23 protein-coding genes and 1 tRNA gene are annotated in these 24,751 nt (G+C 33.0%); 19 read left to right on the top strand and 5 right to left on the bottom strand.

All coding sequences use genetic code 11. From position 1 onward, the window contains the following. Positions 1-79 precede the first annotated feature (79 nt). Positions 80-1,402, bottom strand: a complete 1,323-nt coding sequence (locus D6200_RS07280; protein ID WP_073184570.1) for an ABC transporter permease — start codon at positions 1,400-1,402, stop codon at positions 80-82. Between the two features lie 3 nt (positions 1,403-1,405). Further along, complete coding sequence (locus tag D6200_RS07285) at positions 1,406-2,335, bottom strand: ABC transporter ATP-binding protein (RefSeq protein WP_073184572.1); 930 nt, start codon at positions 2,333-2,335, stop codon at positions 1,406-1,408. Positions 2,336-2,524: 189 nt separating this feature from the next. On the opposite strand from D6200_RS07285, the gene D6200_RS07290 reads away from it, so the two are divergent. The 11 genes from D6200_RS07290 to D6200_RS07345 all read left to right on the top strand — a co-directional run bounded on the left by D6200_RS07290 (position 2,525) and on the right by D6200_RS07345 (position 16,505). Further along, positions 2,525-2,989 carry a MarR family winged helix-turn-helix transcriptional regulator gene (locus D6200_RS07290; protein WP_047790064.1) on the top strand — a complete coding sequence of 155 codons (465 nt, stop codon included), beginning with the start codon at positions 2,525-2,527 and terminating at the stop codon, positions 2,987-2,989. Positions 2,990-3,006: 17 nt separating this feature from the next. Further along, positions 3,007-5,412, top strand: coding sequence for a 3-hydroxyacyl-CoA dehydrogenase/enoyl-CoA hydratase family protein (locus D6200_RS07295; protein ID WP_047790063.1), 2,406 nt, complete (start codon positions 3,007-3,009; stop codon positions 5,410-5,412). Between the two features lie 85 nt (positions 5,413-5,497). Next, positions 5,498-6,688, top strand: coding sequence for an acetyl-CoA C-acyltransferase (locus D6200_RS07300; RefSeq protein WP_073184575.1), 1,191 nt, complete (start codon positions 5,498-5,500; stop codon positions 6,686-6,688). A 33-nt stretch (positions 6,689-6,721) separates the two neighbouring features. Then, a complete protein-coding gene (locus D6200_RS07305) occupies positions 6,722-7,078 on the top strand; it encodes a four helix bundle protein (protein WP_073184577.1) in 357 nt (118 codons plus the stop codon). A 34-nt stretch (positions 7,079-7,112) separates the two neighbouring features. Next, positions 7,113-8,921: an acyl-CoA dehydrogenase family protein gene (locus tag D6200_RS07310; RefSeq protein WP_073184580.1), complete on the top strand. Its 1,809-nt coding sequence runs from the start codon at positions 7,113-7,115 to the stop codon at positions 8,919-8,921. Between the two features lie 274 nt (positions 8,922-9,195). Beyond that, complete coding sequence (locus tag D6200_RS07315; protein ID WP_073184582.1) at positions 9,196-10,182, top strand: PliI family lysozyme inhibitor of I-type lysozyme; 987 nt, start codon at positions 9,196-9,198, stop codon at positions 10,180-10,182. Between the two features lie 11 nt (positions 10,183-10,193). Further along, positions 10,194-10,622, top strand: a complete 429-nt coding sequence (locus tag D6200_RS07320; protein WP_073184585.1) for an META domain-containing protein — start codon at positions 10,194-10,196, stop codon at positions 10,620-10,622. Positions 10,623-11,564: 942 nt separating this feature from the next. Next, positions 11,565-12,764 carry a hypothetical protein gene (locus D6200_RS07330; protein WP_073184589.1) on the top strand — a complete coding sequence of 400 codons (1,200 nt, stop codon included), beginning with the start codon at positions 11,565-11,567 and terminating at the stop codon, positions 12,762-12,764. Positions 12,765-13,047: 283 nt separating this feature from the next. Further along, entirely contained in the window at positions 13,048-13,458 is a 411-nt protein-coding gene (locus D6200_RS07335) for a Fur family transcriptional regulator (RefSeq protein ID WP_073184592.1), read from the top strand. A gap of 67 nt (positions 13,459-13,525) precedes the next feature. Then, positions 13,526-15,709 (top strand): TonB-dependent receptor, encoded by a 2,184-nt coding sequence (locus D6200_RS07340; protein WP_073184594.1) that lies wholly within the window; start codon positions 13,526-13,528, stop codon positions 15,707-15,709. A gap of 1 nt (position 15,710) precedes the next feature. Then, complete coding sequence (locus D6200_RS07345) at positions 15,711-16,505, top strand: cation transporter (RefSeq protein WP_073184601.1); 795 nt, start codon at positions 15,711-15,713, stop codon at positions 16,503-16,505. Positions 16,506-16,571: 66 nt separating this feature from the next. Here the strand turns inward: D6200_RS07345 and D6200_RS07350 are convergent, their stop codons facing one another. Continuing rightward, positions 16,572-17,537 carry an IS110 family RNA-guided transposase gene (locus tag D6200_RS07350; RefSeq protein WP_073184959.1) on the bottom strand — a complete coding sequence of 322 codons (966 nt, stop codon included), beginning with the start codon at positions 17,535-17,537 and terminating at the stop codon, positions 16,572-16,574. 393 nt (positions 17,538-17,930) lie between these two features. On the opposite strand from D6200_RS07350, the gene D6200_RS07355 reads away from it, so the two are divergent. Continuing rightward, a complete protein-coding gene (locus D6200_RS07355; RefSeq protein WP_073184605.1) occupies positions 17,931-18,464 on the top strand; it encodes a hypothetical protein in 534 nt (177 codons plus the stop codon). 203 nt (positions 18,465-18,667) lie between these two features. On the opposite strand, the gene D6200_RS07360 is transcribed toward D6200_RS07355, so the two are convergent. After that, a complete protein-coding gene (locus tag D6200_RS07360) occupies positions 18,668-18,835 on the bottom strand; it encodes a hypothetical protein (RefSeq protein WP_240627212.1) in 168 nt (55 codons plus the stop codon). A 125-nt stretch (positions 18,836-18,960) separates the two neighbouring features. Here D6200_RS07360 and D6200_RS07365 point away from each other — a divergent pair, with 125 nt between their 5' ends. From D6200_RS07365 to D6200_RS07380, 4 genes are all read left to right on the top strand, one after another. Next, positions 18,961-19,485: a TetR/AcrR family transcriptional regulator gene (locus tag D6200_RS07365; protein ID WP_073184607.1), complete on the top strand. Its 525-nt coding sequence runs from the start codon at positions 18,961-18,963 to the stop codon at positions 19,483-19,485. A gap of 5 nt (positions 19,486-19,490) precedes the next feature. After that, complete coding sequence (locus tag D6200_RS07370; RefSeq protein ID WP_073184609.1) at positions 19,491-19,901, top strand: nuclear transport factor 2 family protein; 411 nt, start codon at positions 19,491-19,493, stop codon at positions 19,899-19,901. 210 nt (positions 19,902-20,111) lie between these two features. After that, positions 20,112-21,032, top strand: coding sequence for a leucine-rich repeat domain-containing protein (locus D6200_RS07375; protein ID WP_073184611.1), 921 nt, complete (start codon positions 20,112-20,114; stop codon positions 21,030-21,032). Between the two features lie 117 nt (positions 21,033-21,149). After that, positions 21,150-21,761, top strand: a complete 612-nt coding sequence (locus D6200_RS07380) for an aspartyl/asparaginyl beta-hydroxylase domain-containing protein (RefSeq protein ID WP_073184613.1) — start codon at positions 21,150-21,152, stop codon at positions 21,759-21,761. A gap of 54 nt (positions 21,762-21,815) precedes the next feature. Here the strand turns inward: D6200_RS07380 and trxB are convergent, their stop codons facing one another. Then, positions 21,816-22,754, bottom strand: a complete 939-nt coding sequence (trxB, locus tag D6200_RS07385; protein WP_047790172.1) for a thioredoxin-disulfide reductase — start codon at positions 22,752-22,754, stop codon at positions 21,816-21,818. A gap of 224 nt (positions 22,755-22,978) precedes the next feature. Here trxB and D6200_RS07390 point away from each other — a divergent pair. From D6200_RS07390 to D6200_RS07400, 3 genes are all read left to right on the top strand, one after another. After that, positions 22,979-23,053: transfer RNA gene (locus D6200_RS07390), tRNA-Pro, on the top strand. 116 nt (positions 23,054-23,169) lie between these two features. Beyond that, positions 23,170-24,027, top strand: a complete 858-nt coding sequence (locus tag D6200_RS07395; protein WP_073184616.1) for an AraC family transcriptional regulator — start codon at positions 23,170-23,172, stop codon at positions 24,025-24,027. 85 nt (positions 24,028-24,112) lie between these two features. Next, a complete protein-coding gene (locus D6200_RS07400) occupies positions 24,113-24,748 on the top strand; it encodes a class I SAM-dependent methyltransferase (protein ID WP_317125562.1) in 636 nt (211 codons plus the stop codon). The last annotated feature ends 3 nt before the right edge of the window (positions 24,749-24,751 follow it).

The raw sequence follows: 24,751 nt of genomic DNA on the forward strand, positions 1-24,751 counted from the left end.
TAGTTTATGTTATAATCGTTACACACAATTTATAATCAACACTTTTAAACAATATTAAGTAATTTCATAAAAGTGTTAATTACCCATTATAACGAATCCATTTCCACAAATCTTTGTAGGTTGGTTTTTTACCGTACATTAAAATACCTACACGATAAATTTTAGCGGCAATCCATACAATTACCATAAAAGTAAGAATTAATAGCAACATAGAAATGGCTATTTCCCACCAAGCAACTCCAAACGGGATTCTCATTAACATCACTATTGGAGATGTAAAAGGTATATAAGAAAATATTACTGAAACCGGACCATGAGGATCGTTAATAACCGTTGCAAAACCTACATAAACTGCCAAAATTAACGGTAGCATAATAGGCATCATAAATTGTTGTGTATCCGTTTCATTATCTACCGCTGCACCTACTGCTGCAAACAACGAGCTATATAACATATACCCTCCTAAGAAGTAGAAAATGAATAAGAAGAACATTTTTACTAAAGGCAATCTGAAAATTTCTTGCACAATCATTTCTCCTTTATTGGCTGCTGTTTGTTGAATAGCTTCCATTTGTTCTGGTGATACTTTTGCTGACTGCATTTCCATCATATCAACTCCAAAGAAAGAAGATGCTACTAGGCTAAACACTAAAAACAAAATTCCCCAAATAAAGAACTGTAACAATCCAGCTGATGCATTTCCAATAATCTTTCCTAACATTAATTGAAAAGGTTTTACAGAAGAAACGATTACCTCAATAATTCTACTTGTTTTTTCTTCAATAACACTACGCATTACCGATGTTCCATAAATCATTACAAACATCATCAATAAATATCCTGCGATAGCTCCTACACCAATCTTTAATCCGTTGATTAATTTTGATGATTTTTCCCCAGAGAAATTCAACATTTTAATTTCTGATGAAATTTTAGACTCTTCTATATGCGCAATATCAATTCCGAAGCTTGTTAGTTTTTTATGACGTAACTCCTTATCAATTTTATCTTCTAAACGTTCCATGATAGACATACTTGGCGAATCTTTAGAGAAAAACTCAATCGATTTTGCCAACATTTCTAAACTATCTTGTTTCGGAATGTATAAAGCTCCGTAGTAATCTCCTTCTTCAACCTTTTTTTTAGAGTTTTCAATTCCTAAGGCTGTAAAATCTTCATACTTTACTGTTTTTGAATCTTTAAAAATATCTTTAGAGAACATTCCAGACTCATCAACATACACTATCTTCTTAACCTTTTCATCGTTCTTCTTCATTAAGAAAAATACTAAAGCCCCCATACCAATCATTAACAATGGACTTAAGAAAGTCATAACGATAAACGACTTATTTCTAACCTTAGCAATAAACTCGCGTTCTATAATTAATCGTAATCTTTTCATTGCTTAACTGTTTTTATGGATTGCTTGAATAAAAATATCGTTGGCACTTGGCACTAACTCTACAAAATGTTGTACTTGTCCCTGAGTTGTTAAATACGATAACAAATCGTTTGGAGAACTTCCGTTGGTAAGTTTTACATTTAATTTTAACCCTTCATTTAACAATTTAAAATCTGCTGGTAAAACCTCAAAGTTTTCTTTTAGCTTTTGCTCCACTTCTTTTGAATTAGAAGTAGCCAATCCAACCTGAAAAGTATTAGTTCTAAACTCCTTTTTAATATCTTCTAGCTTACCATCTAAAATTTTATTCGATTTATTAATCAACGCTATATAATCACACATCTCCTCAACAGACTCCATTCTATGGGTAGAAAAAATGATGGTAGCTCCTTCATCACGCAACTGTAAAATTTCTTTAGCTATTAGTTGTGCATTGATAGGATCGAACCCCGAAAAAGGCTCATCAAAAATTAATAATTTAGGCTGATGTAATACCGTTACTATAAACTGTACCTTTTGAGCCATCCCTTTAGACAACTCTTCAATCTTTTTATTCCACCAAGCTCCAATATCAAATTTATCAAACCAATATTTCAATCGTTTTTTTGCTTCCGATTTACTCAACCCTTTTAATTGAGCAAGATATAGTGCCTGCTCTCCTACCTTCATACTTTTATACAATCCTCTTTCTTCAGGTAAATATCCTATATGTTCTATATGATTTGGAGCTAACTTCTCTCCATCTAAAATAATTTCACCTGCATCAGGCATTGTTATTTGGTTGATAATTCTAATAAGCGAGGTCTTTCCTGCACCGTTAGGCCCTAACAAACCAAAAACACTACCTTTAGGAATGTGCATTGAAACATTATTTAATGCAGTATAATCGCCATAACGCTTTACTACATTATTAATTTCTAATAAATTGTTCATAGATTTATAGTTGATTAATTACCGTTTATTTAAAAACAGTAGTGACAAACTTACATATTTTTATACTCAATTAGTATACGCTTCTCTCTAAACGTTACAAGATTAATTTTTTGTTAATTTTATTATGCATGCATAACTTTTTTATAAAATACTATGCATGCATAATAAAATTTTATATATTTGGCATTCATGGATAAGGATAAATCAATAGATCACCAATTAAGAGCCACGTGGCAAGCCGTTGCTAAAATGTATAACGAGCAAGCTGCAAAGCATGATAGCACAATGGCTACGGCTTTTGCTTTATTGAATATAGATTTTGAAAACGGTACTCCTTCAACTGCTCTGGGACCGTTAATGGGAATGGAACCTACAAGTCTTTCTCGTTTGTTAAAGACAATGGAAGACAAAGGAGTTATATGTCGCGAGAAAAATCCTAATGATGGTAGAAGCGTTATTTTAAAGCTTACTAAATATGGTAAAGAAATGCGTGAAGTTTCAAAAGGGCATGTATACCAATTCAATAATAAAGTAAGAGAACATATTACTGAAGAAGAATTAGAAACCTTCTTCAAAGTAACAACAACAATAAACAAACTAATTACAGATAAGTTAATATACGAAGAAGAAAATATTGACAATAAAGCTGTATAAAACAAACCAACAAACAAATGGCAAGAAGAATTAAAAAAGTAGCAATTATCGGTTCTGGTATCATGGGATCAGGTATTGCATGTCATTTTGCTAACATTGGCGTTGAAGTATTGCTTTTGGACATCGTTCCAAGAGAGCTTAACGACAAAGAAAAAGCAAAAGGATTAACCTTAGAAGACAAAGTAGTTCGTAACCGTTTGGTAAATGATGCTTTGACTGCTTCATTAAAGTCGAAACCATCACCTATCTACAATAAAAAATTTGCAGATAGAATTACTACTGGGAACCTTGAGGACGATTTACACAAAGTAAAAGATGTAGATTGGATTATGGAAGTAGTTGTTGAACGCTTAGACATTAAACAAAGTGTTTTTGAGCAAGTTGAGAAATACCGTACACCTGGTACTATTATTTCTACCAACACTTCAGGTATTCCTATTAAGTTTATGAACGAAGGACGTAGTGAAGATTTCCGTAAACACTTTGCGGTTACACACTTTTTTAACCCTCCTCGTTATTTAAAATTATTTGAAGTTGTTCCAGGACCTGACTGTAAACAAGAAGTTACAGACTTCTTAATGGATTATGGTTCTAAATTCTTAGGAAAAACTTCAGTATTAGCAAAAGATACTCCAGCGTTTATTGGAAACCGTATAGGTATCTTCGGAATCCAATCGTTATTCCACCAAGTAAAAGAATTAGGGCTAACTATTGAAGAGGTTGATAAATTAACAGGGCCAGTTATTGGACGCCCTAAATCAGCTACTTTCCGTACTGTTGATGTTGTTGGATTAGATACTTTAGTACACGTTGCTAACGGAATCTATGAAAACTGTCCTAACGATGAAGCACACGACTTATTTAAGTTGCCAGATTTCATCAACACAATGATGGAAAATAAGTGGTTAGGAAACAAAACCAAACAAGGTTTTTACAAAAAAACAACCAATGCTGAAGGAAAGCGTGAAATTTTAGCTTTAGACTTAAATACGATGGAATACCGTCCGTCTAAAAAAGCAAAATTTGCTACCTTAGAATTAACAAAAACAATCGATAAGCCAATTGACCGATTTAAAGTATTAGTTGGCGGAAAAGATAAAGCAGGAGAATTCTACCGTAAGAACTTCGCAGCAATGTTTGCGTATGTTCAAAATAGAATTCCAGAAATTTCTGATGAATTATACAGAATTGACGATGCCATGAAAGCTGGTTTCGGATGGGAAAATGGTCCTTTCGAAATTTGGGATGCTGTAGGAGTTGAAAAAGGTATCGAATTAATGAAAGCTGAAGGAAAGGAACCAGCTGCTTGGGTTACAGAAATGGTAGCTAAAGGAGAAAAATCTTTCTATACAGTTAAAGACGGTGCAACATATTACTACGATGTACCTGCAAAAGCACAAGTTAAAAAACCAGGACAAGATTCATTTATCATCTTAGATAATATTCGTAAAACTACTGAGGTATTCAAAAACTCTGGAGTTGTTATTGAAGATTTAGGAGACGGAATCTTAAACTGTGAATTCCAATCTAAAATGAACACTATTGGTGGTGATGTTTTAGCTGGATTAAACAAAGCGGTTGATTTAGCTGAAAAAGACTTCCAAGGATTAGTAATTGGTAACCAAGCTGCAAACTTCTCAGTAGGTGCCAACATCGGAATGATTTTTATGATGGCTGTTGAGCAAGAGTACGACGAGTTAAACATGGCTATCAAATATTTCCAAGATACCATGATGCGTATGCGTTACTCTGCAATTCCTACCATTGCTGCTCCTCACGGAATGGCGTTAGGTGGTGGATGTGAATTATCATTACACGCTGATAAAGTAGTTGCTGCTGCTGAAACATACATCGGATTAGTAGAGTTTGGAGTTGGAGTAATTCCTGGTGGTGGTGGATCTAAAGAAATGGCGTTAAGAGCTCAGGACTTATTCCACACTGGTGATGTTCAATTAAACGTATTACAAGAGCACTTCTTAACTATTGGTATGGCTAAAGTGGCAACTTCAGCTTATGAAGCATACGACTTAAACCTACTACAAAAAGGAAAAGATGTTGTGGTTGTAAACAAAGACCGTCAAATTGCAGAAGCTAAAAAGCACGCTGTGTTATTAGCTGAAGCAGGTTATACACAACCAGTAAAACGTAAAGATGTTTTAGTATTAGGTAAGCAAGCCTTAGGAATGTTCTTAGTAGGAACTGATTCTATGGAAGCTTCTAAATATATTTCTGAACACGATCAGAAAATTGCAAACAAACTAGCCTATGTAATGGCTGGAGGAGATTTATCAGAACCAACAAAAGTTACTGAGCAGTATTTATTAGACCTTGAGCGTGAAGCTTTCTTAAGTTTAACTACTGAAAGAAAAACGTTAGAGCGTATTCAGCATATGTTAAAAACTGGTAAACCTTTACGCAACTAAAAGTTGCGAGTTATTAGTTTTCAGTTATAAGTGATCAATTAATAATCACTAAAAACTTAAAACTAAACACTAAAAACTTGAAAATATGAAAACAGCATATATAGTAAAAGGATATAGAACCGCCGTAGGGAAATCTAAAAAAGGTGTGTTCAGATTTAAAAGAGCTGACGAATTAGCTGCTGAAACCATCAAATATATGATGACAAAGTTGCCAGAATTCGACGTAAAGCGTATCGACGATGTTATTGTTGGTAACGCAATGCCAGAAGGTTCTCAAGGATTAAACATGGCAAGAATTATTTCGTTAATCGGATTAGATTCTGTGGATGTTCCTGGAGTTACCGTAAACCGTTTCTGTTCATCAGGATTAGAAACTATTGGTATGGCAGTAGCAAAAATTCAATCTGGAATGGCAGAGTGTATTATTGCTGGTGGAGCAGAAAGCATGAGTTCTGTACCAATGACAGGTTTTAAACCAGAATTAAACTACGATATCGTAAATGCAGGTCACGAAGATTACTATTGGGGAATGGGTAATACTGCTGAAGCAGTAGCGCAACAATACAATGTATCTCGTGCAGACCAAGATCAATTTGCATACGAATCGCACATGAAAGCTTTAAAAGCATTAGATAGCGATCGTTTTCAAGATCAAATAGCTCCAATTGATGTAGAAGAAACTTACATTGATGGAAACGGAAAACGCGCAACAAGAAATTACACCGTTACTAAAGACGAAGGTCCACGTCGTGGAACCAGCGTAGAAGCCTTAGCAAAATTACGTCCAGTATTTGCTGCTAATGGTTCTGTTACTGCTGGTAACTCATCACAAACAAGTGATGGAGCTGCCTTTGTAATGGTAATGAGTGAAGATATGGTAAAAGAGTTAGGTATTCAACCAGAAGCTCGTTTAGTAAGTTATGCAGCAGCAGGAGTACCACCTCGTATTATGGGAATTGGTCCTGTAGCAGCAATTCCAAAAGCATTAAAACAAGCAGGTTTACAACAAATTGATATTGAATTAATTGAGCTAAACGAAGCGTTTGCTTCACAATCGTTAGCAGTTATTCGCGAATTAGGATTAAATCCGGATATCGTTAACGTAAATGGTGGGGCAATTGCTTTAGGTCACCCATTAGGATGTACTGGTGGTAAACTATCTGTTCAGTTATTCGATGAAATGCGTAAGCGTAACATGAATAACAAATACGGAATGGTAACCATGTGTGTAGGTACTGGTCAAGGTGCTGCTGGTATTTTTGAATTCCTAAATTAAGAAACAAGACTATTAGAATCAAGAAACAAGACGATGCACAATTTCAAAAAATTAAAAATTTGGACTGAAAGCATGAATTTAGTTTCTGATTCTTATAAATTAACTAGAACCTTTCCAGACTTTGAAAAGTTTGGCTTGGTTTCTCAGATGAATAGATGTGCTGTTTCTATTCCTTCTAACATAGCTGAGGGTTCAAGTAAAAGCACTAACAAACATTTTAATAAATATTTAGAAGATAGCTTAGGTTCTTCATTTGAATGGGAAACACAATTAATTATTGCTTTTAATGAAAGCTACCTATCTGAAGAAAAGTTTAAAGAATTAGAACAAAAAATTAAGTCAATACAAAAAATGATTTCAAGTTTCCAATCTGGTCTGAATAAGTCTTGACTCTTGGCTCTTGAATCTTAAAATCTAATATACTATGTCAGAATTAACAAAAGATCTTTTACGCGGAGGGCAGTTCCTAGTAAAAGAAACAAAATGTGAAGATATATTTACTCCTGAAGATTTTTCAGAAGAGCAAACAATGATGCGTGATGCGGTTAAAGAATTTAACGACCGTGAAATCATTCCTCATAAAGAACGTTTCGAAAAGAAAGATTATGCACTTACCGAAGAAACTATGCGTAAAGCTGGTGAATTAGGATTTTTAGGTGTGGCTGTTCCTGAAGCTTATGGCGGATTAGGAATGGGATTCGTTTCTACCATGTTAACATGTGATTACATTTCAAGTGGAACAGGATCTTTTAGTACAGCTTTTGGTGCGCACACAGGTATTGGTACCATGCCAATTACTTTATACGGTACTGAAGAGCAAAAGCAAAAATATGTTCCTGCTTTAGCAATGGGAGAGCGTTTTGGAGCTTACTGTTTAACAGAACCAGGAGCAGGATCTGACGCAAACTCAGGTAAAACTACTGCTGAGTTAACCGAAGACGGAAAACACTACAAAATTAACGGACAAAAAATGTGGATTTCGAATGCAGGTTTTGCTGAAATCTTCATCGTTTTTGCTCGTATCGAAGACGATAAAAACATTACTGGTTTTATCTTAGAATATGATAAAAACAATCCTAACGGAGTAACTTTAGGAGAAGAAGAACACAAATTAGGTATTCGTGCCTCTTCAACTCGTCAGGTATTTTTCAACGATACCTTAGTTCCTGTTGAAAACATGTTATCTGTTCGTGGTGGTGGATTCAAAATTGCCATGAACGCCTTAAACGTTGGTCGTATTAAGTTAGCTGCTGCTTGTTTAGATTCTCAAAGAAGAATTGTAACTCATGCTGTAAACTATGCAAACGAGCGTAAGCAATTTAAAACTCCTATTGCTGAGTTTGGAGCTATTAAAATGAAATTAGCTGAAATGGCTACTAACGCTTATGTTGGTGAGTCTGCATCATATAGAGCAGCTAAAAATATTGAAGACAGAATCGCTATTCGTGAATCTGAAGGAAACACTCATCAAGAAGCAGAATTAAAAGGTGTTGAAGAATACGCTATTGAATGTTCTATCTTAAAAGTAGCAGTTTCAGAAGACGTACAAAATTGTGCTGATGAAGGAATCCAAATTTTTGGAGGTATGGGATTCTCTGAAGAAACTCCAATGGAGTCTGCTTGGAGAGATGCTCGTATTGCACGTATCTACGAAGGAACTAACGAAATTAACCGTTTATTATCGGTAGGAATGTTAGTTAAAAAAGCAATGAAAGGTCATGTAGATTTATTAAATCCTGCAATGGCAGTTCAAAACGAATTAATGGGAATTCCTTCTTTCGATACTCCAGATTATTCTGAATTATTCTCAGAAGAAAAAGAAATCCTTGCTAAACTTAAGAAAGTATTCTTAATGGTTGCAGGTGCTGCTTTACAAAAATTTGGACCAGAGTTAGAGCAACACCAACAGTTATTAACTGCTGCTTCAAATATTTTAATTGAAATATACATGGCAGAATCTGGAATTTTAAGAACTGAGAAGAACGCGAAGCGTTTTGGTGAAGAGGCTCAAAAAGAACAGATTGCAATGGCTAAGTTATACTTATACAATGCTGTTGAAATTATTACCAAAAGTGCAAGAGAAGGAATTATTTCTTTCGCTGAAGGTGATGAACAACGTATGATGTTAATGGGACTTAAGCGTTTTACAAAGTATGCAAACTACCCTAACGTAGTTGAATTACGTAATACAATCGCAGAAAAATTAAAAGCAGAAAATAAATACTGCTTCTAAACATATTAAAACTACCTAATGTTGCTAACAAGCATAGGTAGTTTTTTAAAACTTTCTTCAACTTTTATAGGTTTTAGAATTTAGTTGTTTGTTTAAAAGATCGTCAAATTAGGTTTTGGCGGTCTTTTTTTATGCCCTCAAAAAACGTTATTAAACCTATACGCTACAATATCAACCTACTAAAAAACAAGAATCTTAAGGTTTTCTTAAAACGTTTTTTCATATCTTTAATGGTATATTTATTGTTATTTAGAAGCAAAAAACATAAAATAGCATGATAAAACTTACCAATTCAGCACTACTAGTAATAGCATTTTTAGCCATCGTTAGCTGTAAAAAAGAAGCGAAAAAAACAGACACACAAGAAACTGTAGCTACAATTACTGATGTTACAGGAAACTACGTTTCATCAGAATACGAAAAAAGAAACGAAGGGTACGATTGGGTTTCTGTTGCTGTAAAACCAGCCGCAAATGACAATATAAAAATTGCTGTTCGCTCACGTGCTGACAAGAAAAAACCTACCTGTACTTTTAACGCTCTTGCCGAAAAAACAAATGACAGCACGTATACAACTGACATAAATGGTAAAACTGTAGTATTTTCTTTTAAAAACAAACAAATTTCTATTGCCACGGCAAACAAAGAAGATAACGGTTTATTAAACTTTTACTGTTCAGGTGGAGGAAGTCTTGCAGGTTCTTATCATAAAATTGAAGGAAACCTTGACCAAACACAGATAGACAAAACTATTTTTAGAAAAAATGTAACCTTACAAGGAATTAGTTTTAGCATTGCTACTCAAAAAAATGGAATGGAAACTGAATTAACAGTTACTCCTTACGGATTAGAAATTGACAATTCTGCCGTTACTCAAACAATTGATGGTAGTGTTGTTGATGCTGAAATTGAAGATTTAAATTCTGATGGTTCTCCAGAAGTATTAATCTACACAAAATCTGACGGAAGTGGAAGCTACGGAAATGTAATAGGGTTTTCTGTAAACAATAAAAAATCGATGAGTCAAATATACTTCCCTCCTATTACCGATAATAAAGAATTAAGTAAGGGATATTTGGGGCACGATGAATTTACCATTATTGAAACAACCTTAGCACAACGTTTTCCTATTTATAAAGAAGAAGATTCTAATGCTAACCCAACAAGAGGTACCAGACAAATTACATACAAATTGGTAGATGGTGAAGCATCAAGAAAATTTATAGTAGAAAACTCAACTGAATTTAACACTAATAACTAAACTTACATAGTATGAAAAAACTATCATTTGTATTCGCAGCAATTCTATTAATTACGGTGTCTTGTGCTAAAAAAGATACTGCTGAACAATTATACGGAACCACTTGGGAACTAGAATACATCTCTGGACCTAGAATTGCTTTTGAAGGATTGTTTCCTGATAAAAAGCCACAACTTACGTTTGATAAAGAAACAAAGAAAGCTACAGGAAATAACGGTTGTAACGGTTATGCCGCTGAATTTACGTTAGGAGAAGAAAATGCGATTTCTTTTGGAGAACCAGGACCTACAACTATGATGTACTGCGGACAGGGAGAACAAGAGTTTTTAAAAACCATTAAAAAAATAAACAAGTATAGTTTTGACTTAGAAGGAAAACTAAACTTATTAATGGACGATGTAACCATGATGCGCTTTAAAAAAGTAACTACTGAAGAATAATTCACGATAGTTGTTACTTTAAACGAATTAATAACTTAGGGGAAACCTCATACTATATAGCCTTTTTTTGGTTTGTTAGTATGAGGTTTATTTTTTACTGCCAAAGGCAACGTCCGCTAATAAGTATATAGAGAATGTTGGGTTGAATCTGTACTGATGTAAAAGCTGAGAGCATGCCGTGATATTAGCGACCCATGCCGCGGTGTCTGCGGAGCACGCCGTGATATTAGCGACTCACGCCGTGGTGTCTTCGGAGCATGCCGTGATATTAGCGACCCGTGCCGCGGTGTCTGCGGAGCATGCCGTGATATTAGCGACCCGTGCCGCGGTGTCTTCGGAGCACGCCGTGATATCAGCGACCCGTGCCGTGGTGTCTGCGGAGCACGCCGTGATATCAGCGACCCATGCCGCGGTGTCAACGGAGCACGCCGTGATATCAGCGACCCGTGCCGTGGTATCTTCGGAGCATGCCGTGATATTAGCGACCCGTGCCGCGGTGTCTTCGGAGCACGCCGTGATATCAGCGACCCATGCCGCGGTGTCTTCGGAGCACGCCGTGATATCAGCGACCCGTGCCGCGGTGTCTTCGGAGCACGCCGTGATATTAGCGACCCGTGCCGTAGTATCTTCGGAGCATGCCGTGATATTAGCGACCCATGCCGCGGTGTCTTCGGAGCACACCGTGATATTAACGACCCGTTTTATGGGAGTATTCAATGAAGTGTGTCAACTTGTTTAAAATTGCTTCTATTAATAAGAAAGAAAAGACAATCCGATTAGGCTTGGGGTGTCGTCTCGATAAAAAAGTTGCACTTTTTTATCTTATTTCTTTATATTTGAAAGTGTTAATAAAATTGCTAAAAGTTCCGCATATCTTACCGTAAAAGGAATATATAAGTAATTTTATTACGTATATAAACTAGTTAGCCTACATTAGAAAAAATGACGAAAAAGGAACTTAAATCAATTGAACAATTCAAATTATCGTTACACAATAATTATGGTATTAATAATTTTGATTACACGATTGATGAGAAATACGATTTAATTTATCTACAATTCCCAAAAGAAGAAGAGGAAGAAATTGAATTCGAATTTGAACATTTAGAAAAATATATTGAAGAATTAGATTCCATCAAATTTCACGATTGTTATAATAAAGTAACAACAAAACACATAACCCAAAGATGCATAAAGTTATCAGACAATTATAACTTTTATACTTTATTGAGTTTAGGTTTCTTATATAAACAAGTTTCAGATAATATTTCAATCCGCCTTATTGACAATCCTATACTGATAGGAATTGCTTCTTCGCATTATGGAGAATACAATGAATATCACTCGCCTTGTTCTAGTCATTTTGCTGTAGAAATTCTTTATAACAATTCAGAAGACAGATTAAACGATGATGACGAAGAAAAATTGATTAAAATTTTTATGTTCGAATTGTCAAATTCGCATAAAATTAGTTTCGATTTTGCAACCTATAAAATTAGTGACAGTATTGAAATTGAAGAAATAAGAAAAGATATTTTAGAATCTTCAGAATTTGTCTATAATATTCCATTACAAGATTACAATTATGGAATGGATTTATTTATAAATTCTAATCAAAGATTAAGTCCTGATTTGAAGTTTTTATCTTATTACAAAATCTTTGAATATTTCGCACCTGTTAAGTCAAAAATTAGTGCTTTTGATTCTATGCGTCTAAAATTAAATTCATCAGATGCCCAATCCCCAAATGCTGATTATATTTCATCAATATTTGATTTAGCAAAAAACTATGATAAAAGTAGTAGAGAAGATGAACTAATAAAATCCTTAATTAATTCATCTTTCGATTTAGTAGATATATACGCTTCAATTCCGCTAAAGATTAGAAAAAAACTCAAAGTAACTGAATTGAAATATAACTCGAAACAAGAAACAACAGATAGAATAATTAGCGAACTCGGAGATATTTTATACAGAACTAGAAATTCAATTGTACACGCTAAATCAAATTTTAATGAACGAGGTTTTTATTGCGAAAAAAGTGACCTTGAGCAATTGAATAATTTTATGCATAAGGCTTGTTATAGTATAATAAAATGGTACAATGACTTACCAAAACATTTGAAAATAAACGTAGGCTAACACCGTATATAATTCATTGCTAGTTCTAGCCTACTTACGAAAATCCTCGCGGATTTTCTATTCGGTTTTTATTTGCTAAATTTAGTGCTTAAACCACGCAACAAACCATATACAAACACGTTGTGCATAATGCAAAAAACCGTGCTAAAATTGAACATTTGAACTAAAAAAGCCAACCGCACAAACAGCACATTTATTTTTTTCCAACCGCAAAAAGCCACCGCTGAAAAAAATAAAAGAGCTGTTTTTCGCCAACGCTCGAAAAAAATGATACATTAGGAAAATGCAAACCGAAGAAGAAATCCTAAAAATAAAAAAAGTGAAAAACACCGCAGTCAGAACTGTGGTTTTACGTCATCTTTTGAGCCAAGAAAAAGCCCAATCTTTAAAAGATATTGAAAACGCATTGGCATACATGGACAGAAGTTCGATTTTCAGAACACTCAAAACATTTGAGGAAAACAAAGTCATCCACAGCATTGAAGATGGTTCTGGAATGACCAAATATGCGGTTTGTGCCAAAGGCTGTAACTGCGACCCAAAGGATTTGCACTATCATTTTTATTGCACAAACTGCGATAAAACATTCTGCCTTTTTGATGTTCCTATTCCAAAAATTCAACTTCCCGAAAACTTTAAGTTACAACAAGCAAATATGGTCGTAAAAGGCTTGTGCGACAACTGCAACAAGTAATCTTTGCAATCGAGTTGCAGTAAATCCTAAATACATTTGCATTATTCTTTTAAACCAGAATAAGCAGATGAAAAACATATTTTTAAACACATTATTTCTATTCGTATCAATTATATCTTTCGCACAGACGAGCGATATTTCCATTTCTGTTAGCGATGCAGAAACCAACGAACCATTATTGGGTGCTACGGTCTATTTTGAAGAATTAGAAAAAGGAGCAGTAACAGATTTTGACGGAATTGCCACATTTACAGAAATCCCAAATGGAAACCATATTATAAAAATTTCATACATAGGCTTCAAAACCATAGAAACTACTATTGATGTTGGAACAAAAAAGGAGTTCGCTTTCAAGCTCGAATCTGGAGGTAATGAACTTGACGAAGTTGTCATACAATCTTCAAGAAGTACACGAACTGTTAGAAAAATTCCAACTCGAATTGAATTTATTGGAGCGGAAGAATTAGGCGAAAAAGCGGTAATGAACCCAACCAATATTTCAATGGTACTTCGGGAAAGTACAGGAATACAGATGCAACAAACTTCTTTAAGTAGTGCGAATACCAACATTAGAATTCAAGGTCTTGATGGACGTTACACACAACTTTTACGAGATGGATTTCCACTTTATGGCGGATTTTCAAGCGGTTTGAGTATTCTGCAAATTCCGCCATTGGACTTAAAACAATTTGAAATCATTAAAGGAAGTTCATCAACACTTTATGGTGGTGGAGCAATTGGAGGTTTGATAAATATGGTATCAAAAACACCTGACGAAGAGCCAACTTTGGATATTATGTTGACACAAACACAAGCATTAGGAAGTACAGCTAATGTATTTTATAGCAAACGAAATGAAAAATTTGGAGTTTCATTATACGGTTCAGGTCATTATCAAAAGGCTTACGACCCAGAAGATGATGGCTTTAGTAATTTACCACAAACAACATCTATTTCTTTCAACCCAAAATTCTTTTATTATCCATCAGAAAAAACAACATTTTGGTTTAGCTTAAACGGAACGTATGACGACAGAATTGGTGGCGACATCACAAAAATTGAAAGTGGCGCAAATGGCATCCATCAATATACCGAAGAAAATCTATCAAAAAGGTTGAGCAGTCAAGCGGTTTACGAAACTCAATTAGATTCGGTTAGTTCATTAAATATTAAAAACAGCATCTCATTCTTTGATAGAAAACTAACCATTCCCGATTTTGTTTTTGATGGTAAACAAACCAATACATTCACGGAAATAAACTATCAAAAGTCCGCCAATAAAACAGATTGGATTTTTGGTGCAAATCTCTATACTTCTGCTTTTGATGAAAATAATAATGTGACTTTGCAACGTGACCAAACAGACATAACATTCGGAGCATTTGTAAATAATATTTATGACATTTCGGATAATTGGATTTTGGAAACAGGATTACGAGCAGATTACAATACTGATTTTGGATTCTTTCCGCTTCCAAGAGTTTCATTGCTATACAAAAACGATAGTGGATTTTCGAGCAGAATTGGTGGTGGATTAGGTTACAAAATTCCAGATATTTTTACAGAAGAGGCGGAATTTATCAATTTTAGAAATGTACTTGGTATTGATAAATCTTCACTAAATGCGGAACGTTCTTATGGTGTAAATTTTGATTTCAACTATCAAACACGTTTATTTGAAACCGTTGGTTTTTCTATTAATCAACTGTTTTATGTAACTGCGATTAATGATGCATTACTGTTAAATTCAACTGATAATGGATTTTTCCAATTTGAGAATGCAACAGATGAAATTTTGAGCAAAGGTGCTGAAACAAACATCAAGTTTACCTATAAAGATTTTAGGTGGTTCCTAAATTATGCACTCATTGACACAAGGTTGAACTATTTAGCTGGCAATCCTCAAAAACCTTTGACAGCAAAACATAACGCAGGAAGTGTTTTGATGTACGAATCTGAAAAATGGCGAATCGGTTATGAAACGTTTTACACAGGAAAGCAATTTTTGTCTAATGGAACAGAAACAACCGACTTCATAACAATGGGTTTTGTGGCAATGCGAAATTTTAAATGGGGAACAACTTTTGTGAATTTTGAAAACTTTACCGATAGAAGACAAAGCAGGTTCTCGCCTTTGGTTTTGCCACCACACGACAATCCAGAATTTCCCGAAATATATGCACCAACAGACGGTTTTATATTTAGCGTTGGAGTAATTATCAAACCTTTTGGAAACGAAGATGACGACTAAAATGAACAAAACGATATTTGAAATCAGTAAGATGGATTGTCCTTCAGAGGAAAATCTAATCCGAATGAAACTGGACGGAATTCAAGAAATCAAAAATCTTGATTTTGACATTCCAAACCGAAAATTGACCGTTTTTCACGATGGTCATAACGACCAAATTGAAAAGTCAATTATCGAATTAAAATTAGGCGGAAAGAAAATCTCGACCGAAGAAACCAACGAAAAAGATTTTGTAGAAAACACCAACCAAAAAAAGCTACTTTGGATTGTACTGGCGATAAATTTTGTCTTTTTTATTATCGAAATGACAACAGGAATAATCTCAAAATCAATGGGACTTGTTGCCGACAGCCTGGATATGCTTGCCGACAGTTTCGTTTACGGAATTAGCTTGTTTGCAGTTGGCGGAACGTTGATTAAGAAAAAGCGGATTGCAAAACTTGCTGGATATTTTCAAATCACACTTGCGATTATTGGATTTGTGGAAGTTTTAAGAAGATTTTTCGGAGACGAGAAACTTCCCGATTTTTCGACAATGATTATCGTTTCGATTTTTGCACTTATCGCAAACGGAATTTGTCTTTACATTTTGCAAAAGTCAAAAAGCAAAGAAGAGGCACATATGAAAGCGAGTATGATTTTTACCTCGAATGACGTGATTATCAATTTAGGAGTTATAATCGCTGGACTTTTGGTAAATTGGTTAAGTTCGAGCAAACCTGATTTGATTATTGGAACAATCGTTTTTATTTTGGTAATTCAAGGAGCGTTTAGGATTTTGAAATTAAGTAAGTGAATGAATAAATAAAGCACTACTTACAACAAAGAACTGAGGTAAAAAACAAGTACATTTTATACTTTTTTAAACCAACGTACTTTTATAATTTGCGTCATAAGGCAAACCACTCTTTACAATGGCAAAAGCTTGTTTTAGTAGCTTATTACACACCGCTATTAAAGCTAGTTTTTTACTCTTACCTTTAGCAACTATTCGGTCATAAAGTTCTCTACATGCTTTGTTGTATTTACAAGCATTAAAGCTACACATAAATAATAAATTTCTAAGCTTTGGATTCCCCATTTTACTTATTCGAGGGCGTCCTTTTATACTACTGCCTGATTCTCTAATAGTGGGTGTAATACCTGCGTAACTACACAACTCTTTTGCTGAAGTAAAACGCTTAAATCCATCGGTAAAAACTAATAACATTAATGCTGTTTTACCCCCTATTCCTGGAATAGACTTTAATAAAGTTATTTCTTCTTGATAACTCTTTTTTACGTTCTCTAGCAACAAATCTTCTAATTTAACTATCTCTTTTTGTATGTTTTTCAGCTGCCTTTTTAAGGAATTAACTACCAATTTTGAGGGAGTTCCTAATACTGATTCGCCATGAAGCTTGTTCTTTAATTGAGTAGATTGTTTCGTATAAACACTCAACAAACGTACTATTTGTAAACATTCTTGTTGTTCCTTACTATCTCCTTTCCATATAGAAGGAGATTGACTTACGCCATAATTATATAACTGCTTTGCATCACTCTTATCCGTCTTTACTTTTGATAAATTCATCTGAATAAAACGCTTAACCTTCAACGGATTTTCTACCGATAACAAAACTCCTTTTTCTGTTAAAAAATAAGCTAAGCGTACATGATAATATCCTGTAGCTTCCATTATACAATGTGTTAAATCAGTTGTGATTAACAACAGCTCTTTAAAACCTGATGCATCATTTTTAAACTGATACCAATTTCCTTGATAATCATATACATCTAAAACGTCTTTACTTACATCGATTCCTAAAAATTGTTTATTTTTACTCATAAGAAAAAAGGATTGGAAAGAAAATAACTACTATCAATTAAACAACTTGAAATCGAGATCTTGGTCTCACAGAACTGAACGAATTCGAAGTAGTAAAAGCGTAGGGATTATCAATGTTGACGAAATCTAGGTTTCAACGTATATCATAACCTTACTCTACGCTTTTTTCTTTCTGGTTTTTATTACTAAATTTAAACAATTGCTAACTTAAGATGTATAAACGGCATTAAAACGACCGTTTATATTAAACGTTGCCAACAAAGAACTGAGTTAAAAAACAAGTATATTTTACACTTTTTTAAACCAAAATACTTTTATAATTTGCATCATAAGGCAAGCCACTTTTATTCTTATCTTTAACCTACAATAGGTAAACTAAAAAAGAACATTGCTATGAAAAACATTGCCTACATTTTCTTTTTATTTATATCTCTAACAAGTTGTGGAGTTAAAAAGGAAAAGATATTAGAACACAAACGAATTGAGAGTTTAATAAGCTCCTTAAACTATAAGGTTACGCTACCTGAAAACTGGAAACCAATTTTAAACTCTCACAATTTACTAAGTTATTCTCCTAAAAACCTTGGGGACATATTTTATAAAAACATTGTTCAAATACACGAATTAAAAGCAGCTAAAGTTGATGAAGGTTCACTAAACGAGCTGGTTCAAGAAAAAGTTAAACAGTGGAATAATAACGTTAAAATTAATTCTCAAAATCTAATAAAAGGAACTACAAAGTATGGGGAAACTTATACCTATGTCTACGAACATAATTGGAATTCTACACATTATAAAAATACATTAATATACTTTAGGCATAATGATACTGTATATGAGTTCAATTACTCTTCTGATATTAGATTTTATGAAAAATACAAGAATGATGTGGCTTTCATCTTAAATAATTTAAAATTTAATGAGTAATCCTAGTATTAATAAAACACGAACCTCAACAATGATTATAATTTATTACTAGTCATAACCTACTCCTAAAAGGCTTCACTTCCTTTTATTTAACTAATATTCATTAAGCTAGAAATTTAAAAGTATTTCTACTTTTACTTAAGAAAAGAAAATGGTATTTGGGCAGCCAATAAAGACTTAATTTTAGGCTTGAATATTCCTGATTATGAGTAAGTTTTTTTGTCTCGATAACTACAAGTAATTCTAAGTAATGTTTGGTACAAATGGCAAACCAAATCTTGAACAGAAGTTGCTAAATATCCTTGTTTCCAAAACAAACACATTGCTTTGGCTAATACTTCTTCTTCATTAAATGATTTAACTCTTGGCATATAAAAAATGTGGAAGTATAAATAACTTCCACAGAATTAGTTTATTTATTAAACTAAAATGTTAAAATACCGAACAGACTTGTCTGTTCTTGAAAATTCATATAACTTTGACAAAAATTAAGAATATGAGTAGCCCTAGAGAACGTATATTAGAAACTGTAGCGCATTTATTTCATCAACAAGGTTATAACAGCACGGGTATTAACCAAGTTATTAAAGAAGCTAAAGTAGCCAAAGCAAGTTTTTATCAGCACTTTAAATCAAAAGATGCTTTGTGTGTCGACTTCTTAAACAATAGACACGAATTTTGGTTTAAAGAACTATTTAAGTTTACTTCAAAAAGTAAAAATTCAAAAGACACAATACTCCTTTCTTTTGATTTTGTAGCTCATATGAATACAAAAGAGGATTTCAGGGGTTGTAGTTTTTTGAATATTCTATCAGAAATATCAAAAGAGCAAGAAACTATACTCCTAGTGATTCAATCTCATAAAAAAGAATTGAATAATTTTTTTCAGGAGTTAACAGATAACGAATTACTAGCTACCCATATTTACCTACTTTTTGAAAGTGCTATCATAGAAAGTCAACTCTTCAAATCAAATGAAATAGTATATAAATCAAAAAAAATAATACAAAACTTACTATAATTATTATGGAACAGAAACATCCACTCCCTCCTTTTACTCTTGAAACAGCTAAACAAAAAATTCAACTAGCAGAAGATGCTTGGAACTCTCAAAATCCTGAAAAAATTGCATTAGCTTACACTATAGATAGTGAATGGAGAAATAGAGACACTTTTGTAAATGGTAGAGAAGAAATTATTAACTTCTTGAGTAAAAAGTGGCAAAATGAGCTTAATTATAAACTAAAAAAAGAATATTGGGCTCACAGTGAAAATAGAATTGCTGTACGCTTTGAATATGAATATCAGAACAAAGAAGGCAAATGGTTTAGAGCTTATGGTAATGAAAACTGGGAGTTTGACAATAACGGACAAATGAAAAAAAGATATGCCAGTATTAATGACCTTGAAATAGAGGAAACTGATAGGTATCTTTAATATCCTTATTTTTTTTAGCATAAAAATAACAGTGGCTCTGATAAATCATCAGAGTCACTTTTTGTATTTTTATAGCTTGAATAAAAATTGGAAAAGTTAACTTTAAAAAACTCCTATTCCTAAATCTTACTCGCTGTATTTTGCTCCTAAAAATTAAAATAATAACAATATCTCATAAATTAAAACTACGCTTAAAAAATTAAACAGCTTATGAAATCTTTATTTTTAAAATATAAAATTGCTTACACTACACTTGCCTTAGCTCTATTCCTTTTTTCCTCTTGTTCTAGTGACGATGAGACTCCTGATACTGGAAATGATGTTTATATTAGCATACCTGATAAACATTTTGAGGCAATATTAGTAGAACAAAAGTTAGATAGTGATGGTAGTATTAATCAAAAAATATCAATAGAAGATGCAAAAAAAATTACTCGTTTAAACTTAAACTTAGATGATAGTTTTGGTGAAACGAGTGACTTAACTGGTATTGAAGCTTTTTCAAACTTAACGTATTTATCTGCGGCTGGACAAAAGATTAAAGCTATTAACCTAAGTTCTAACACAAAGTTAGATACCTTATATTTAAACGCAAACTACTTAACTACTATTGATCTTAGTAATAATCCTAATCTTCTTTTAGCAGATATTCATTCTAACGACCTTACGACTATTACAGGCTTGGAAAAAGCTGGTAAGCTTAAAATATTAAATTTATCTTTTAATAAATTAACTCATTTAAATATATCTAATAATTCTTTAGAAGAATTGACGGTAACTAACAATTTACTAACTTCATTTAAAACAGAAGACACCTCAAAATTAAAAAGTGTTGTATTAACAAGTAATAAAATTACTTCTATTAGTATTGATGACATTAGCCCTTTAGAAACATTTTTAGCTTCAGACAATCAAATAAATGCTATTAATATTCATTCATTTATCAATTTAAAACATCTGTACATCACTAGTAATTTACTTACTAATTTAGATGTTAGTTCTAATTTGAAACTTGAAGATTTAAGAGTAGACAGAAATCCTGATTTAACTTGTATTAAAATTAATGCGGATCAAACAATACCAACTGTTTATAAATCTGATAGTCAAAAATTAAGTGACACTTGCTTATAAATTACAAATGGTTAGAATAAAAGAGGTAACTTTATAAAAATGTAACACTTAGGAAAAAAATTCTACTTTTTTGTAGTTTTACAATATACTAACTCAAACTTTTATAAACATAGGTCTATGGAAACAGTTACTACTAGGACAAGTAATGCTTTTAGTGATCGTATTAAGCTACCTCTTAACTTTAATACCGCTAAAATGCTTGAAGAGGCTAAAGCTTTACAGCTAGATAATTTTGAATATTATGATGTAATTCCTTTACGGTCACCCGCACATTTAGTGGATACCTCATTACCTTTTCCGCCTCCTGCTGAAGATTATGCTGATGGTTCTTGGACAGATTGGCTAGATACTAATGCCTTAAAAAAGTCTCCGTATTTAACTAGTGTTATTGATTTTTTTAAAGAGAATACTACTGTTAATTTAGTTAGGTTACTTCGACTAGCACCACACTCAACAGTAAAGGAACACACAGATCCTACCTTAGGTTTGGAGGTTGAAAAATCAGTAATACGACTTACTATTCCTATTCTTAACAATGAAAGTGTAACTTTTTATTTGAATAACACTCCCGTACTCATGAAACCTGGGGAATGCTGGTATATGCGACTTACCGATCCTCATAAAGTTATTAATAATGGTGATGAGGAACGCATAAACCTTACTATTGATATGATTCCTAATGATTGGATTCGACAGCTTATTCGTGAAAGCGAAAAAAATTCTAAATAAAATAAAAAGGGTACGCTAATACGTACCCTTTTTTAATTTTATATACTTTATGTTTTATTCTAATGCTCCTAAGTAACGTTCAGCATCTAAAGCCGCCATACATCCTGTACCTGCAGCTGTTACAGCTTGACGATATTCTTTGTCTTGCACATCACCTGCAGCAAAAACTCCTGGTAAATTAGTTTTAGTAGATTTTCCTTTAGTAATTAAATAACCTGTTTCATCCATGTCTAAAACATCTTTAAACAATTCAGTATTTGGTTTGTGCCCTATTGCAATAAATACACCTGTTACTGGAATCTCCGTTTTTTCACCTGTTTCATTATTCACAGCACGAACTCCTTCAACAACATTCTCACCTAATACCTCATCAATTTCAGTGTTATACATAACAGTAATATTTTCTGTTTTGTTTACGCGGTGTTGCATTGCCTTTGAAGCACGCATATAATCTTTACGAACTAACATCGTAACTTTACTACAAATGTTAGCTAAATAGGTTGCTTCTTCTGCTGCGGTATCACCTGCTCCAACAACAACAACATCTTGTCCTTTATAAAAGAACCCATCACAAGTAGCACAAGCAGAAACTCCACCACCAATTAAACGTTGCTCACTTTCTAAACCTAAATATTTAGCAGTAGCTCCTGTAGAAATAATAACAGTTTGAGCTTCTATTTCTGTTGATTCATCGACAATTACTTTATGAATTCCTCCTTCTTCGTTAGAAAACTCTACTTTAGTTACCATTCCAAAACGTACATCTGTTCCAAAACGCTCTGCTTGACTTTTTAAATCTTCCATCATTGCTGTACCATCAGTACCTTTTGGATAACCTGGAAAATTATCAACTTCTGTAGTGGTTGTTAACTGTCCTCCCATTTGCATTCCTGTGTACATAACTGGTTTCATATCTGCCCTTGCTGCATATATTGCTGCTGTGTAACCTGCTGGACCAGACCCAATAATCAAACATTTAATTTTTTCTGCCATTATCTTGAATTTTTTGAAGTTACAAATGTAATTTTTTTTTATTTCTAGTTATATCCTTTTAAATATATTTTAACTATTACCTTATAAGGTCAAATTATTTAATAATTGTTTCTTTTTTTTATTTGTAGTTCACTTTTTTTTTCTACATTTGCAGTCCCAATTAAAAACAGGGTGTAGCCTCTCGTTTTACTCGAGATAAACTACATTACGATTTTTACACTTTTCGGGGTGTAGCGTAGCCCGGTCATCGCGCCTGCTTTGGGAGCAGGAGGTCGCAGGTTCGAATCCTGCCACCCCGACTTAAAAGTCCTATGAATTATATAATTTATAGGACTTTTTTATTTTTTAGAATTACTTATTATTCCTTGCTCTTTTTCTACTTAAATTTGTATTACATTAGTTAGATTCTAACCTCATGAAAACCATCCCTGTAAGACATTTAAAAACTTCTCAAAAAGAACCTAACCTATCTGGTGATTTTATGATTAAAAATCTTCAGGAACTTCTTAATGGAAAAGATATGGTTCACGAGCTTCATAGACATGATTTTTTCTTCTTTTTAGTATTGAAAAAAGGCACTGGAAATCACGAAATAGATTTTGTTAATTATGATGTTACAGATCATACTATTTTTATAATCCGACCTGGTCAAGTACACGAATTAGAACTAAGAAGTAATAGTGAGGGTTTTATGATTCAGTTTAATACTGATTTTTACTATCCTTTTAATAAAAGAATGAATTCTCTATTACAAAAAGTAAGCGCTTCAAATTATTATCAATTAGAGGAAGACCTTTTTTCAAAAATTAATTTTTTATTGACATCTATTTTTTCAGAATACAAGGATAAAACTGAAGCATATAAAGAAGTTATAAAATCTAATCTTCATATTTTTTTTATAGAATTACTGAGGCTAAGAAATACCAACAATAAAACTCCTAACACTAAAGATCTGTATATTCAAGAATCTCTTGATAAATTTTTACATTTATTAGAAACAAACATTACTAGTATAAAACAAGTTTCAAAATATGCTAGCATGTTAAATCTATCTAACTATCAATTAAACACTATAACAAAACAAACTTTAGGTAAAACAGCTTCAGAACTTATAAACGAGCAAATTATATTAGAATCCAAAAGGTATCTTTTAGCATCTTCCAATCAAATAAACCAAATAGCATATCACTTAGGTTATGATGATGTTTCTTATTTTATTAGATTTTTTAAAAAACATACAGGTTATTCTCCTGATGCATATAGAAAAAACTAAAATAAGTACAATACTACTTTACATTTATCCTATCATAAAATTTTAAACTCACTATACTTTTACATCATATAATTTAAATCAAAATATGATGAAAAAAAGCGATATAAAATATACTGCATTTTGGGATGAAAGGTATCAAAACTTAGATTTTGCTTATGGTAAAGAGCCTAACTTATTTTTTAAAGAAGAACTTCAAAAATTAAAAACAGGAACTATTTTACTGCCTGCTGATGGGGAAGGTAGAAATGGTGTATATGCTTCCAAATTAGGATGGAATGTTACTGCTACCGATTTAAGTATTGAAGGAAAGAATAAGGCTCAAAAATTAGCCAACGAATCAGGTGTGCCTCTAAAATATATAGTAGGCGATATACAAGATCTTGAATTTCCAAGAGAGTCTTTTGATGTTATTGGTTTAATTTACGCACATTTTTCTGCTTGGAAAATTTCTAGTATTCATCAAAAATTGACTACACTTCTTAAACCTAATGGGCATATAATTTTTGAAGCTTTTAGTAAAAATCATCTAAATTATCAGAAAAACAATCCTAAAATAGGTGGTCCAAAAGATGTAGATATGCTTTTTTCTGTAGAACAAATACAACAAGATTTTACTGGTTTTGAAATTCAATTTTTAGAAGAAAAAGAAGTCTTTTTGAATGAAGGAAATTCTCACAACGGTAAAGGAAGTGTGATTCGTTTTATAGGTAAAAAACTTTAGACA

Source organism: Tenacibaculum mesophilum, from assembly GCF_003867075.1.
GTDB classification, from domain to species: domain Bacteria; phylum Bacteroidota; class Bacteroidia; order Flavobacteriales; family Flavobacteriaceae; genus Polaribacter; species Polaribacter mesophilus.